This is a genomic window from Acinetobacter sp. 24-47-47 (genome assembly GCF_057737035.1).
Map to the genome: position 1 here is coordinate 1,942,178 of NZ_CM173216.1, position 14,319 is coordinate 1,956,496.

At 39.1% G+C, this 14,319-nt stretch carries 12 protein-coding genes; 4 read left to right on the forward strand and 8 right to left on the reverse strand.

What is annotated here, in order from left to right; genetic code table 11:
* Window positions 1–12 precede the first annotated feature (12 nt).
* Complete coding sequence (locus AC1M9E_RS09115) at window positions 13–810, reverse strand: 2-keto-4-pentenoate hydratase (RefSeq protein WP_180028836.1); 798 nt, start codon at window positions 808–810, stop codon at window positions 13–15.
* A gap of 543 nt (window positions 811–1,353) precedes the next feature.
* Between AC1M9E_RS09115 and AC1M9E_RS09120 the strand changes: the two genes are divergently transcribed.
* Window positions 1,354–2,055 carry an SIMPL domain-containing protein gene (locus AC1M9E_RS09120; RefSeq protein WP_488224710.1) on the forward strand — a complete coding sequence of 234 codons (702 nt, stop codon included), beginning with the start codon at window positions 1,354–1,356 and terminating at the stop codon, window positions 2,053–2,055.
* Window positions 2,056–2,106: 51 nt separating this feature from the next.
* Here the strand turns inward: AC1M9E_RS09120 and AC1M9E_RS09125 are convergent, their stop codons facing one another.
* Both AC1M9E_RS09125 and AC1M9E_RS09130 read right to left on the reverse strand, forming a co-directional pair.
* Complete coding sequence (locus AC1M9E_RS09125; protein WP_179997864.1) at window positions 2,107–3,201, reverse strand: fatty acid desaturase family protein; 1,095 nt, start codon at window positions 3,199–3,201, stop codon at window positions 2,107–2,109.
* A 12-nt stretch (window positions 3,202–3,213) separates the two neighbouring features.
* Complete coding sequence (locus AC1M9E_RS09130) at window positions 3,214–4,284, reverse strand: flavin reductase family protein (RefSeq protein ID WP_488224711.1); 1,071 nt, start codon at window positions 4,282–4,284, stop codon at window positions 3,214–3,216.
* A gap of 139 nt (window positions 4,285–4,423) precedes the next feature.
* On the opposite strand from AC1M9E_RS09130, the gene fabR reads away from it, so the two are divergent.
* Complete coding sequence (fabR, locus tag AC1M9E_RS09135; RefSeq protein WP_035267148.1) at window positions 4,424–5,104, forward strand: HTH-type transcriptional repressor FabR; 681 nt, start codon at window positions 4,424–4,426, stop codon at window positions 5,102–5,104.
* Window positions 5,105–5,147: 43 nt separating this feature from the next.
* On the opposite strand, the gene AC1M9E_RS09140 is transcribed toward fabR, so the two are convergent.
* Entirely contained in the window at window positions 5,148–6,854 is a 1,707-nt protein-coding gene (locus AC1M9E_RS09140) for an AMP-binding protein (RefSeq protein ID WP_035267149.1), read from the reverse strand.
* Window positions 6,855–7,172: 318 nt separating this feature from the next.
* Here AC1M9E_RS09140 and AC1M9E_RS09145 point away from each other — a divergent pair, with 318 nt between their 5' ends.
* On the forward strand, window positions 7,173–8,375 hold the full coding sequence (locus AC1M9E_RS09145) for an iron-containing alcohol dehydrogenase (protein WP_481607661.1): 1,203 nt from the start codon (window positions 7,173–7,175) through the stop codon (window positions 8,373–8,375).
* A 79-nt stretch (window positions 8,376–8,454) separates the two neighbouring features.
* Entirely contained in the window at window positions 8,455–9,258 is an 804-nt protein-coding gene (locus AC1M9E_RS09150) for an enoyl-CoA hydratase-related protein (RefSeq protein ID WP_481607662.1), read from the forward strand.
* Window positions 9,259–9,287: 29 nt separating this feature from the next.
* On the opposite strand, the gene rapA is transcribed toward AC1M9E_RS09150, so the two are convergent.
* From rapA to AC1M9E_RS09170, 4 genes are all read right to left on the reverse strand, one after another.
* Window positions 9,288–12,125 carry an RNA polymerase-associated protein RapA gene (gene rapA / locus AC1M9E_RS09155; protein WP_481607663.1) on the reverse strand — a complete coding sequence of 946 codons (2,838 nt, stop codon included), beginning with the start codon at window positions 12,123–12,125 and terminating at the stop codon, window positions 9,288–9,290.
* Between the two features lie 202 nt (window positions 12,126–12,327).
* Window positions 12,328–12,972 carry an RluA family pseudouridine synthase gene (locus AC1M9E_RS09160; protein ID WP_481607664.1) on the reverse strand — a complete coding sequence of 215 codons (645 nt, stop codon included), beginning with the start codon at window positions 12,970–12,972 and terminating at the stop codon, window positions 12,328–12,330.
* Window positions 12,973–13,132: 160 nt separating this feature from the next.
* Window positions 13,133–13,843, reverse strand: a complete 711-nt coding sequence (locus AC1M9E_RS09165; protein ID WP_488225207.1) for a phosphopantetheine-binding protein — start codon at window positions 13,841–13,843, stop codon at window positions 13,133–13,135.
* A 7-nt stretch (window positions 13,844–13,850) separates the two neighbouring features.
* Window positions 13,851–14,267, reverse strand: coding sequence for a GlcG/HbpS family heme-binding protein (locus AC1M9E_RS09170; protein ID WP_035267160.1), 417 nt, complete (start codon window positions 14,265–14,267; stop codon window positions 13,851–13,853).
* Between the last annotated feature and the right edge of the window lie 52 nt (window positions 14,268–14,319).

Here is a 14,319-nt window from a genome sequence, read left to right on the forward strand (position 1 = left end):
CAAAATTCCGACTTATTCAGCAGCGAAAGCAGCAGTCACTGAACCAAAGCCTTCAATCTCAACTTTGAATTCATCACCTGGGTTTGCTACAACCATAGGGCCTAATGCACCTGTTAAAATAATGTCACCAGCTAACAATGGACGACCACGACGTACCATTTCATCAGCAAGCCAGACAGCTGCATTTAAAGGGTTTGCTAAGCAAGCCTTACCAACACCTTGAGACACGACTTCTTCACCACGTGTCATGATCATTTTACAATTCACTAGATCAAGGTTATCGAGTTTTACAGGACGTGAACCCAATACAAATGCAGCTGAAGATGCATTATCTGCGACAGTGTCAATCAAACTGATCTTCCAGTTTTCAATTCGACTATCCACCACCTCAACAGCAGGAAGTGCATAATCAGTCGCGCTGATAATGTCAGCATAAGTGTGTTTTTCTTTCGTTAAATCTTGTTTGATCACCAAAGCGATTTCCGCTTCTACTTTAGGTTGGATCAATAGACCTGCAGGAATCGCCTCTCCATCACCATAAGCCATGTCTGCAAACAGCATACCGAAGTCAGGTTGATCTACACCGAGTTGTGCTTGAACCACTTTTGATGTCAAACCGATTTTACGCCCAACTAAACGACGACCTTCTGATAAGGCACGCGCTGTATTCACTTCTTGTACAGCGTAAGCGATATCTACATCAGCAGCTTCACCACCCAACGTTGGGCGAATTGGTGCGATTGCACTTTGTGATAATTCAGCAGTTCGTAACGCTTGTGCTACTGATTCAACTACAGCAGAATTAGACATCAAGACTTCCTTCAACTTCATTCGATGATCTATTTGACCTTAGGAAATTGCTTGAAAACAATCTTCTAAAGGACAAATTCTTTTAGAGAGATACCTGCATCTCTGATGAGAGCTAGAATGGAAAAATCTTGACCTATATGCCAATACTTATTTTCTTTATGACAATAGTTTCAGACTATAAATAATTTATCAAATGAAAACACTATCTTATTGTTTTACATGTTTTTAAAATTTTATTATTTAAATATACAGAATGTTTAATCTATTTCTAATACTACTTATTAGACCATTGATAATAGAATTATCCATGAATTACAAATTATTAATGCACTAATCCAAAGACAAGTTATATTCTTTTATTGTTCAACTACAATTCAATTAAAATACATTTTAAAAGCCTTGTTAAGGCGACTTAAGTCGTAAAATCGGTGTTGAATATTACAATTGCTACTATCTCATCACCAAATAATCACATTTTTTCTCCATCAAAAAAGATTAGAATATTCTGTAGAATATTCATCAGGTGAAGATACAGAGATAACAATGAAATTATTAAAACTGCCACTATTGATCTTAGCTACCGGGATTAGCTTTTCGGTACTTGCTGACACAGAACCTAAAACTAATATTATTAATCTTCAAGCAGACGCTTCTAAACAAGTCTCTAATGACGAAATGCACGCCATTCTATTTATTGAAAAAAGTAATAAACAGCCTGCACAACTTTCAACACAAATGACCCAATTGATGAATCAGGCCATCAACATCAGTAAAAAATACCCCCAAGTTAAGGTCGAAACAGGTTCTCAGACCACTTACCCTGTCTATGACAACAACAATTCAACAAAACTGAAGGAATGGCGCGGCCGCGCTGAAGTGAATATTGAAAGCAAAGATTTTAAAGCAGCGAGCCAATTAATTAGCGAGTTACAACAAGATTTTCAAACACAATCGATTAATTTCACTGTTTCCACTGAAAAACGAAAGCAGGTTGAAAATGAGTTATTGACTGAAGCCACGCAAAATTTCCAACAGCGCGCTCAGGTTCTCACTAAAGCTTGGAATCGTTCTAGTTATAACTTGGTTAACTTGAATATGAACACCAATAATTATTCACCAAGACCATTGGCCATGGCACGTGCCGCAATGGTTATAGAGAGTGCACCCGTTGCAGACTCACAAAATATGGCTGCTGGAGAATCAACAATCACAGTCAATGCAAATGGATCAATTCAATTAAAATAGTTTGCTATTAAAGTTCAAAAAGCCACTCAATAAGTGGCTTTTTTTTGTTCCTTACTTTTTAAATGGGAAGGCATATTTCACAATACGTCCCAAAACCTGACCATATTGTTTAAATAAACTCGCATTATTGTAATTCAAGCCGTATTTTTCACACACCGCTTTCACTTTAGGCCCCATTTGACGGTAACGTCGAGCAGGAATATCTGGATAAAGATGATGCTCAATCTGATGACTCAGATGCCCCGTCAGAATATGGAATCCTTCTGAACCTGTGAGGTTAGAAGACCCACGAATTTGACGCATATACCAATGGCCACGGCTTTCATTTTCTAAAACTGACTTCGGGAAAACTTCCACATCTTTGGTGAAATGACCGCAGAAAATAATACTGAATGTCCAAATGTTACGAATACCATTAGCGACTAAATTACCTGTTAAAACGGGTAATGCTGCAGGACCAGCGATGAGTGGGAAGAAAACATAATCTTTAAATAACTGTTTCCCCATTTTCTTTTTCATCGGGTTCAAACGTTGTTGAAATTCTTCTTTGGTCATGCGCCCTTTTAAGCGCTTACCAATTTCTAAGTTCTGAATCGCTACACCCCACTGGAATAACAAACAGAATGGAATACTGTAAAGTGGTTGTAATAAATATCCTTTTTTCCAGCGTTGCTCTGGGAACAAACGAAGAATTCCATAACCAATATCATCATCCATACCTTTAATATTGGTATAGGTATGGTGTTTGTAGTTGTGGGTTTGGCGCCAATCATCAGATGTGCCGACGATATCCCATTCGTAAGTTGTCCCTTTAAATTTAGGGTCGTTCATCCAATCATATTGACCATGCATCACATTATGGCCCAACTCCATGTTTTCCATGATTTTGGCAAAACCAAGCAAGCCTGTGCCTAAAAGCCATGCTGGAGGAAACCAGCCAGCAAATAAGCATGCACGTCCAAGGATTGAACTGTAGCGAATCGCTGCATACACTCGCTTAATATACTTTTCGTCTTTTTCACCTAAATCATCAAGAACTTCCTGCTTAATTGCATCAAGTTCACGTGCGAGTTCATCAAGTTGTGCATCAGTGAGTTCACGATTTTTTGGGTTTTTGAAATATTGTGCTTGAACTGGCATATTCATGATTATTCTCGCTTATAGGTCGATAGTGAGATCAGACTGAGCTGAATTGATACAGATTTTGAGCAGATTTCCAGGCTCAGTATTTTCTGCACCATTGACGAGGTTTTTAGTTGCACCTTGCGCTTTATGGCATGCACATTTATTACATACCCCCATGCGGCAACCGTGCTGTGGGCGAATATTTTGTTGCTCTAAACTTGCAAGTATTGATTGTCCCTTTGGAATCGTGACGACCTCATTTGATTTCGTAAGTGTGACCTGAACAAAACCAGTCTCATCACTAATGAATGGTTCAACACTAAATGCTTCACCTTTAAATTTATGAACACGATTATCAGTTAGTTGTTCAGCAAGTTGCACAAATCCTGCTGGACCGCATGCATAAACCGTATATTGATCTAAGGATTCGATAGCCGTTAAATGAGAATCCTCTAAACGGGAATCAGCCTCTTCATCTTGAGTGGTAAAAAATTCAACATTAAAATTTGAGTGTTGATTCGCCAAAGCAATCAACTCTGTTTGAAATGCTAAATCTTCTGTTTTTTTTGCCCAGTACATCAATTTAACTGGCTGAACTAATTTTTTTTCTTGCTGCAATAATGCCTTGATTAAGCTGTACATTGGAGTAATACCACTCCCTGCGGCCAGCATTAATAGAGGTGTATTTACACTTCCAAGTGTCATATCTCCATAGGGTGCACCAAACTCAACAATATCGCCTACCTCAGCCATATCGTTAATCCAAGAACTGACTACACCCTGATCGACTTTCTTAGCAGTCAACAATACATGTTGAGTGTCGATTTTGGTCAAACTATAGGTACGTTCAAAACAACGACCTCGTGTCGTGACAATAACTGGATGATGTTGCCCTGCTTCACCAAACTGAAATTTTCGATTAACCGCAATTTTTAAGCTGACCGTATCATTTGCAACTTGTGTACGTTCAACAATTTTGCCTAATGATTGATTCACCGACCAAATTGGATCGATCTTTTGCAACCAAAAATTGGCAGCATTCGGATCAAATACAGCATTTACTGCGGATCTAATCAAATTTTTAGGTGGCTTAACTGCTTGCATTATGGGCTCATCACAGTGGGTTTAGAATTATTATACACATGTATATATATTTGTATAGACACTTGTATATCATCTATTGATTTCCATATCCTGACACAGAGCGATATAATGCAACTCTAAATGTAAACTTCTGATATTTATGAGCAGCTCTACGATTACTCTTTCTCCTCTACATGCCAGTGAATCCGCATCCATTTTGGAGCATCCAACTGCACGTACAGTCGGAAGAAAAGCCACAATCACGAAAGAAGAATTATTCCAAGCTGCTCTCAACCTTATCGGACCTCAAAAAAGCATCGCATCTTTAAGCTTGCGCGAAGTTGCCCGTGAAGCAGGAATTGCGCCAAACAGTTTTTATAGACATTTTAAAGATATCGACGAACTTGCCATTGAATTGATTGATCGCTCAGGTATTGTTTTACGTCAAATCTTGCATCAAGCTCGCTTAAAAGCAGTTCGCAATTCAAGTATTGTGCGTAGTTCAGTTGAAGTATTTATTGAACAGTTAGATGCTGACGAAGGTAATCTAAGCCTGTTGTTACGTGAAGGTTATACTGGTTCTGCCTCTTATAAAGAGGCGGTTGAAAAACAGCTCAATTACTTTCAGCAAGAACTCATGGATGACCTTGTTCGTCTTGAGCAAAATAACCCTCATAAAATCAAGCACCCAGAATTGGCAGCTAAAGCGATTACCCAATTAGTATTCACTATGGGTGCTAAATTAATCAACATGCCACACGATGAAAGAAAAGTTGTAGCTGAACAAACGATGACGATGATCCGAATGATTTTAGAAGGCGCACGTCATCTGAAAGAATAAATACTGAGTGTAAAAAAAGCCCTTCAGTTGAAGGGCTTTTTTATTACTTTTCCCAAATAACTTCTTTATTTTGAGCAACCCAAGTTGGAATAAGGGCTTCGTACTTCGCCTCAATTTTATTACGCTTAATCTTCATAGTCGGCGTCAACATATCGTTATCCATCGTCCACAAATCCATGATGACCACAAAGAATGCAATTTTTTCATGCGGTTCAAGCTTTTCATTAATTTCATTCTTTAACTCAATTAATTTTGCTTCGATATCATCACGTTTATTATCTTGCTGTAATTTATTGCGAATTTCTTCTGCCAACATCACAAAGGCGATCGGCTGTTTATGGCTTGCACCACCAACACAGACAGATTCAATCATTTGGTTATTACCAATCTTTTGTTCAATTGGTACAGGCATTACATACTTACCTTTCTGAGTTTTAAAGATGTCCTTTACACGTCCAGTAATTTTTAGACGGCCAGTCGCATCAATTTCACCCATGTCACCTGTTCTTAAATAGCCATCCTCAGTCAAATCTTCAGCTGTTTTTTCTGGGTTTTTGTAATAACCCAACATGGTTCCTGGGCTTCTGACTAAAATCTCACCATTTTCATCAATCTTGCAGTCTACTCGTGCTTGAACATGTCCGACATATCCACTCATATATTCACCCATACGTGTGATATGCGAGTATCCACAGTTTTCTGTCATTCCATAAACTTCAAGCAACTCTAAGCCCAAATTACGATACCATTTAATAATATCTACGGGTAAAGGTGCAGAACCCGTTAAAGCATAACGAACATGATTCAAACCCAATTTTGCCAAGAGTTTTTGCTTAATCTTATTGCCCAAGAATGGGATTTTAAACAACACGTTTTGTACATTAAGCGGAATTTTTTCATTAATCCCCAAATAAAATTTAGTCCATAAACGTGGCACAGAAAAGAAGATCGTTGGTTTTGCACGATTAAGATCTTCAATAAATGTATCTAATGAATTAGCAAAATAAACGGTAAAACCACAAATCATCACGGATGATTGAATAAATACACGCTCTGCAACATGAGCTAGCGGCAAGTAAGATAAAGCACGATCTTTTTCTGAAACACCAAACGTAGATTTCAGCTCACTCGCAGGTGAGAGCAAGGTCTTATAACTTTGCATAACGCCCTTAGGTAGACCTGTACTGCCCGAGGTATAAATAATGGTCGCAAGCTCATCCTCGTTTGGAAAATAAGGCTCACTGGTTGGTGCTGTTTTCGCAGTGATTTCATCCCATGTTGGCGCATTATAGTCAGGTGCCAATGGCAATTTAATACAATGCATATCTTGCGGGATGATTTGTTTCACATCGTTCCAACTGTCTCCAATACCATCCAGTTTACCGATAAACAAAGCCTTAGTTTCACTATGATCTAGAACATATTTGGTTCCTTCACCATTGAGAGTCGTATATAAAGGAACCGACACATGACCTGCCATCCAAATTGCAAGATCTGCCATAATCCAATGCGCACTATTTTTACCAAAAATTGCAATCTGAGAACGACCAGGCAAATTCAAAGATTGTAAATAAGCAGCCATTTTTTTGACTTGACTGGCCACTTCTCCCCAAGTGTATTTAATCACCTGACCATTTGGTAAAGGCTGAACCAAGAAATCTTGGTTTGGCGATTTCTTTTCCCAATACATTAAATAGTGAATATGAGTCGGTAAAAACTCAAATTGGTTGTTGTTCTGATTTACTTCCATGTGTAATGACTCCCAATAACGCATCATTGTTGTTATGTAATTACTCATAACCGAAAGCTGATTTAATCGTTTTAAACTCGTCCTGAGTTACTGATTGCCGAGTAAAAACTACAGCTTTACGATTTAAATTTTCGAATTATTTTCTATTTTCTATCATGAATTCTGATCAAAATCCAACCATTATTTTGCTCAGTTTAATAGCGCTATATTTTTGATAAAATTGTAATTTAAGACCAATGTGTTGATGATTATCGCCAATGTACTTGGACAATGATTATCCTATAACTAAATCAAACTCATGGATAGAGATTGATCATTATGGCTCAGATTGCCACTATTTTACGTGCAAAAACTCAACTCATGGCTGTCAAAGCCCTCACCCTTGCAATCCCAGTATCACATCCTCTCGTATTTGCGGGTGAAGATTCATCAATGCAATTGTGTGGCAATATTGCTCAGCTCGGCATGAAAAAAGTGATGATTGTGACTGATGCAGTATTGGTCAAATTAGGTGTCATACAACCCATTCAAGATCAATTACAGCACAATGGGATTGAAGTTGTTATTTTCTCTGATGTAAAACCTGATCCAACTTGTGAAATTGTCGAAAAATCTCTAGCACTGTTTAAAAATACCGCATGCGATAGCGTATTGGGTATAGGGGGTGGTTCGACGATTGATACAGCAAAAGTATTAGCGCTCGCAGCCGCAAACAATAAATCGCCTAAACAACTTTTTGGAATTTTAAAAAGCCGTAAACCTGCATATCCATTGTTCGTGATTCCGACCACCGCAGGTACAGGTTCTGAAGTTACCATTGCCGCAGTTATTTCAGACAGTGAAACTCATATTAAAGGCTTAGTTATTGATCCCAAAGTCGTTCCATTAGCAACTGCTTTAGATCCCGTCATCATGAAAGGCATGCCACCTGCTATCACTGCTGACACTGGTATTGATGCCCTTACTCATGCAATTGAATCGTGGGTAAGCGGATTCGCCAACAAACAATCAGATTATTACGCCAGTGCAGCCATGAAATTGATCATGGAAAATTTAAAAACTGCATTTGAAGATGGTCAGAATATTGCAGCACGTGAAGCAATGGCGCTCGGTTCTCATTATGCTGGCTTGGCAATGAATAGTGCTGGAATTGGCTATGTACATGCTTTAGCGCATCAATTAGGGACTCAATATCAAATCCCACACGGACGCGCTAATGCCATTATCTTGCCTCATGTTCTAGAATTTAATCGTAAAGCATCAGAAAAACGCTTAGCACTAGCAGCGAAGAAAATTGGTTTAAGCTCGTCACACACTTCGGATGAACAAGCCGCAAATATTTTCATTCAAAGCGTAAAGCAATTACTCAAAAATTTGAAAATCAATACTGAGATTCCGAATTTAAAAAAGCAAGATTTCCCAGAGATGATTAAATCTGCTTTTACTGAAGCCCATGGAATTTATGCCGTACCAAAATACATGAATTATTCAGATGCTGAGCAAATTTTAAATCGACTTTAATGCCAATAAGGCACGAATAAAAGCTCAGTATACAATCGTGCCTACTGAGCTTTTTTAATTTGCGACAAGGAATGCCGCCATGTTAAAAAATTTAGATTCACTAAACTCTTTTATTCATGTCACGATTGAGAATAGAATCCTGACCATCAAAATTGATCACCCCGAGCAAAAAAATGCTTTAACTGGGGAAATGTACAATGACATTGCAAAAATATTGGATGCGGCAGATCAATCTCAACAAGTGAATGTTGTGATTTTACAGGGTAACGAACATGATTTTACCGCAGGAAATGATCTGAAAGATTTTATGTCTGCCGCTCAAAAATATGTTGGTTTAGCCGCTGATGCTACACCACCATTTGTCTTCCTAAAAGCGATCGCAAGATTTTCTAAACCTATTATTGCTGCGGTACGTGGCTGCACTATAGGCGTTGGCGTCACTATGCTATTTCACTGTGACATGGTATACGCTCACCCCGATACAGAATTTCAAATTCCATTTGTAAGTTTGGGATTATCTGTAGAAGGTGGCACCAGCCTTCTTTTCACTGAGTTGGCTGGTTATCATATGGCTGCCGAATTATTGCTAACAGGTCGAAAATTTTCAGCGGAAGAAGCGCTAAAATGTCGAATCATCAATCAGATTTGCGAGCAACCTGAACAATTAGCTTTACAGCGAGCTCAACAGATGACTCAACTGCCAATGACCACGCTAAAAATTATTAAAAAACAAATTCGACCCGAGCAAGATCAAATTCAGAATTGTATTGTTCAGGAAGCTGAGGTTGTTGCAGAACGTTTAACATCGCCTGAAATGATTGAAGCCGTGATGGCTTTCTTACAAAAAAGAAAACCTGACTTCAATCAATTTCTGCAGTCCTAAAAAAGCACCCTAGGGTGCTTTTTTTTATTTTATGGCTTTACCACCACCAAGACTCGAATCGCTTCAGGCGTTACAGCTAAACCTTCTAAAAGGCTTAAGCCTTCTTTTTGAAGCTTCTGCAAACGTGCAATTTCATCTTCGCGAATACTTGGGTTAAATTGTTTCAAATAACTTAAACGATCAATTTCATATTGCCATTTATTGCTATAAATTTCTTTCGCTTGCTGTTTTAATTCAGGCAAAGCACCTTTTGCAATGTCTAAAGCTTGTGCATAACGTTGTTCAACGACATCACGACGTGCTTTCACCACTTGGCGACAACTATTACCGTCAAGATGATGTAAGTAGGGTTTCAAAATATCTGGTGCAATTTTAGCTGATAAATCTTGGCCTTTTTCACTTAATAACACACGAATCAATTGTGTTGGTAAACTCGCTGGCAAGTTCAATGCTTTCGGAGCAATCACATCCACTTTGAACCACACCTCAACTAAAACTGAACCTTGTGGTAAAGCTGCAGACTTCAATAACGCCACATTGGTACTACCGAACGATTGCGTATTGATCATTTCCATGACACTTTCAGTGAAAGGATGCTCAAGCGTTATGTATTGCGCATCTTCACGGATTTGAGCCTGATCACGATAGAACGTCACGGTCATGCCTTCCTCATCCAAAGTCAGACCTTGGACTTGCATTTGATCAGTAGGCTTAATAATCACCGTGCCATTACTTTGCTCATCAAAATCAATATTGGTTGACGCCATGAAGCGTTTCATAAACATTGGCAAAGTCGTATTGTCATCATACTCTTCGAGTGCTTGCACAATTTCTTGCGCAACCATTGGGCGACAAGAATTGTATTCCAATAAACGATCACGTCCTGCTTGTAGCTCTTGCTCTAAAGCTTCACGTTGCACACTTACAGCTTCAAGAAGATCTTCAAACGCTTGACCTTTATCAGCCAACAAGCAATCTTTAAGATCAACAATAAAGTTTTCTTGTAAGGTTTGCGCAGTTGGAGAAATATTGCTGAAAATATTTAATGCTTCATTGTACCAACGGAACATGCGCTCTTGTGCAGTGCCCACTAAATATGGCACATGAATCTGAATACGGTTTTCTTGACCAATACGATCAAGTCGACCGATACGCTGTTCAAGAACATCAGGGTTCGCTGGCAAATCAAATAGGATTAAATCTGAAGCAAACTGGAAGTTACGACCTTCTGAGCCAATTTCTGAACACAATAAAATCTGAGCACCATACGAATCTTCTGCAAAATAAGCAGCTGCTTGGTCACGCTCTAATAGACTCATGCCTTCATGGAACATTGCTGTACGGATCCCTGCATGGATACGTAATGCATTTTCTAAAGCTTCAACTACAGGCCCACTACGCGCAATGAGCAAGACTTTTTTATGCTTTAACTGAGTACGGAGCATTTCCATAATCCACGTTACACGCGGATCAGTTTCCATCCAAGCCCCGTCCAATTGCGCTTCTTCTGGCCACATTTGTTCACGAAGTTTACCATCCATCGACCATCCTTCTGGCGCAGGTAATGGTGCAGGCTGACAATCACGACCAGGGAAGCCTTGAATCGCTTCACGTGTATTACGGAATAGTACACGTCCCGTACCGTGACGATCTAACAATTCATGAATTGCACGGAAACGCTGTTCTGGCTCATCTTCAATCTTGTGACCCAATAACTGCTCAATTGCTTGGAAATGATCAGCTTCAAGAGGTTGATCCGACATCAGCACTTCTGCAATTTGAGCTGTTTGCTGATATTTTTCCTCTTCATCTAAGAAACGATCAAGCGAACTAAAACGTTGCGGATCGAGTAAACGTAAACGGGCAAAATGAGACTCGACCCCTAACTGTTCAGGCGTTGCAGTCAGTAAAAGTACGCCTGCAGTTTTTTCAGCAAATTCTTCAACAAGGTCATAGCGGTCATTACCACCTTCTTCTTCTGACCACATCAAATGATGTGCTTCATCCACCACAAGCAAATCAAAACCTGCTTCGAGCGCTTGCACACGTAAATCTTCATGGTCGATCATAAGATCAACAGACGCAATGATGCACTGTTCAGTTAAGAACGGATTCAATTCTGGATCATGTTCTTTGATCGAAGCAGTACGCGTTAAATCAAATAGCGAGAAATTCAAATTGAAACGGCGACGCATTTCAATCATCCACTGATATTGCAGCGAATCAGGAACTAAAACGAGGATGCGTTCAGAACGTCCTGTTTTAAGTTGCTGGTGTATGATTAAACCTGCTTCAATAGTTTTACCTAGACCAACTTCATCCGCCAATAAGACACGTGGAGCAAAGCGCTTACCTACTTCATGCGCGATATAAAATTGGTGAGGTATCAATCCAACACGAGCACCCACCATGCCACGTAATGGACTATTTTGCATATTAGCTTGCATTTGTAATGCTTCAATACGCAGGTCATACCATTCTTTATAATCAATTTGGCTTGCCAGTAAACGATCAAGTGGTTTAGACAATTGAATCGTCGCACCAACACGAGTTTCATTTAATGATTTACGTTCATCAGTACCATCTTGTAACTGACGAATGACGTTGTAACGAATAACGCCACCACGCTCTTCTAATGATTCGACTTTCCAGACGATGCCCTCTTGGTCTTGAAGCTCATCATTCACATTGAACACAATTCGAGATAAAGGTGCGTTACTACGTGCATAGACACGGGTTTCGTCACTTTTAGGAAAGAGGATACTAATTGATCGTTCATTTACATCAATCAAAACCCCTAAACCTAACTCTGTCTCTGTGTCTGATAACCAACGTTGACCAATAGCAAACTGCTGCAATTTTTCCACCTTATCTCAAGTTAGGACTGAAAACTTATGCTCAAACAGGAGATGATTTGAGCAAAATTTAACGTCTATAAGCAATATATTTTGACATAAAGCCCACCAAAAAGTGAGCAATATTTAGCACCGATCTATTTAATTGATCATATCCAAGATTTCATCATGATCAGATCATAAAATATTCGTATGCTGATTTAAAAATGTGTATTTAGAACGGCACTGGACAATGAAAGTTCAATCGTTCACCAGTAACAGGATGATTGAAACTTAACTGCTCTGCATGCAAACAGAGTCGATCTTTCAAAGCTTGTTGCGCTGGTGTTGCATACAAAGTATCCCCTACGATGGGATGCCCTAAATGCTGCATATGAACGCGAAGTTGATGTGCTCGACCTGTGATTGGCGTTAATTTTACGCGTGTCACCCACTGATCTTGAATTTGAAATTGTTCAACTGCTTCCCAATGCGTTAACGCTGCTTTATTGTGATGCGCATCTACGATATGCAATGGCGGACGCGATGGGTCGTAAATCACGGGGATGTCTACAGTTCCTTGACCTTTTACACATCCCGCGACTAGTGCTTGATAAGTTTTATCCGTTTCACGTTCTTGAAATTGGCGCGAGATCGATTTTTGACCTGCTTTGCTGAGTCCAAACACCAATAAGCCTGATGTATCACGATCTAAACGATGAATCAAAAGCGTACGCGGTTCTTCTTGAAGAAGACGATTGATAACGCAATCTTGAAGGTCAGACGTTTTGCCCGGAACAGAAAGTAATCCAGCTGGTTTGTGAATCACCATAAAATCTTGATCACGATGAATGAGATGTTCCTGAAGAAAATGACTCAAATTTCTATTCCTAGCAGATCGTGAAAACAAGGCGGCAATAATAGAAAGCTTAGCGATAAATTACAATCTTGAAATGGACAAACAGTGATGATTTTTCCGATATCTGATAGAAATTAAATCAATCTAACGATTCAAATGAATTAAGTTTTATTTTTGACATCTAGCAGTCTTTTCTCAGGATAGGAAGCAATTGAGAAAGTGTGCAATTTTGCACAAATGATTCAAAATCTATATGTGCGCCATTGGCTCTCCACAAGCCAATCAAACTCACCATTGCGACTGAATCTAAGCCATAGTTCCGTAAATCTTGAAATGGATCAATTTCTAAAATATCGAATTCGAGGTATTCAGCAATAGACAATAATATGCCCTTTTCAGAAAGAATAAATGAAGTCGGCGCACTTAATTCCAGCATTCGAATCATGGCAGAGGTATTCATATGATGAATACCTTGTTCTACATAGTTCTCAATCCACTGTAAATGTTGGCTCTTCGTTTCTAGATGAACAGCATCGTTCACCACACAAATTTGAGGAGTAATCGAAATGATATGCTGTAAAAGTTGTTTTATAGGTGAATTGATCATGCCAGAGACAATGAGTTGTTTCTTTTCTGCGAGTAATTCACCCAACTGCGCTACTTTAGAAAATGATTGCTGCTCTTCAATTTCAATCACTTCAATATCTAAAGCCTGAGCTTTTTTAATTAAGCGATTTAAATGAATTAATAATTCTTGATGTTGGTCATTGCTATATTCAGCTAAACGTTGAAATCCAAAAACCACCAAGACGCATTGTTCAGCTTCAATGGACCACTTTGCCAAACTCGCGCTGAGTTCAATTTTTTTGGGTGGTGTATAAAAATATGACATTGCCACTTTAATCAGCTAAAGCCAAGAAAACTTCAATGGCATGCAGCGCAATTTCAGCATCTTCAAAAGATTTAGCACCTGAAACTCCCACGGCTCCCACCAATTGCCCTTGATAAATAATGGGTTCCGCACCTTCTAACATTCCCGACAATGAGTGAACAGTCAGAAAACCCAATTGCCCATCTTTGATCAGCTCTTCAAAAATTTGAGATGGGTGGCGGCTCAAAGCTGAACATTTTGCTTTTTCAGCTGACAAATTCGCAGTCATCGGAGAGGCACCATCCATACGTTTCATTGCAAGTAAACTTCCAGTTTCATCTACAACAGAAATACTGACATTCAACTTTTTATCAATCGCATATTGTTGCGCACGCGTCAGTAAAAACTCCGCGTCTTCTAAAGTTAAATAATGTTTTAATTTCATTTCTATTTTAAGTCCGTGAATTTTATACGTGCAAAAAAGCCTACAGTATTTA

Coding starts and splice junctions, on each gene's coding strand:
- fabR (WP_035267148.1), top strand. CDS start 4,424: ATGAGCAGCTCTACGATTACTCTTTCTCCTCTACATGCCAGTGAATCC.
- AC1M9E_RS09125 (WP_179997864.1), bottom strand. CDS start 3,201: ATGAATATGCCAGTTCAAGCACAATATTTCAAAAACCCAAAAAATCGT.
- AC1M9E_RS09150 (WP_481607662.1), top strand. CDS start 8,455: ATGTTAAAAAATTTAGATTCACTAAACTCTTTTATTCATGTCACGATT.
- AC1M9E_RS09120 (WP_488224710.1), top strand. CDS start 1,354: ATGAAATTATTAAAACTGCCACTATTGATCTTAGCTACCGGGATTAGC.
- AC1M9E_RS09130 (WP_488224711.1), bottom strand. CDS start 4,284: ATGCAAGCAGTTAAGCCACCTAAAAATTTGATTAGATCCGCAGTAAAT.
- AC1M9E_RS09145 (WP_481607661.1), top strand. CDS start 7,173: ATGGCTCAGATTGCCACTATTTTACGTGCAAAAACTCAACTCATGGCT.
- AC1M9E_RS09140 (WP_035267149.1), bottom strand. CDS start 6,854: ATGGAAGTAAATCAGAACAACAACCAATTTGAGTTTTTACCGACTCAT.
- AC1M9E_RS09165 (WP_488225207.1), bottom strand. CDS start 13,843: ATGTCATATTTTTATACACCACCCAAAAAAATTGAACTCAGCGCGAGT.
- AC1M9E_RS09115 (WP_180028836.1), bottom strand. CDS start 810: ATGTCTAATTCTGCTGTAGTTGAATCAGTAGCACAAGCGTTACGAACT.
- AC1M9E_RS09170 (WP_035267160.1), bottom strand. CDS start 14,267: ATGAAATTAAAACATTATTTAACTTTAGAAGACGCGGAGTTTTTACTG.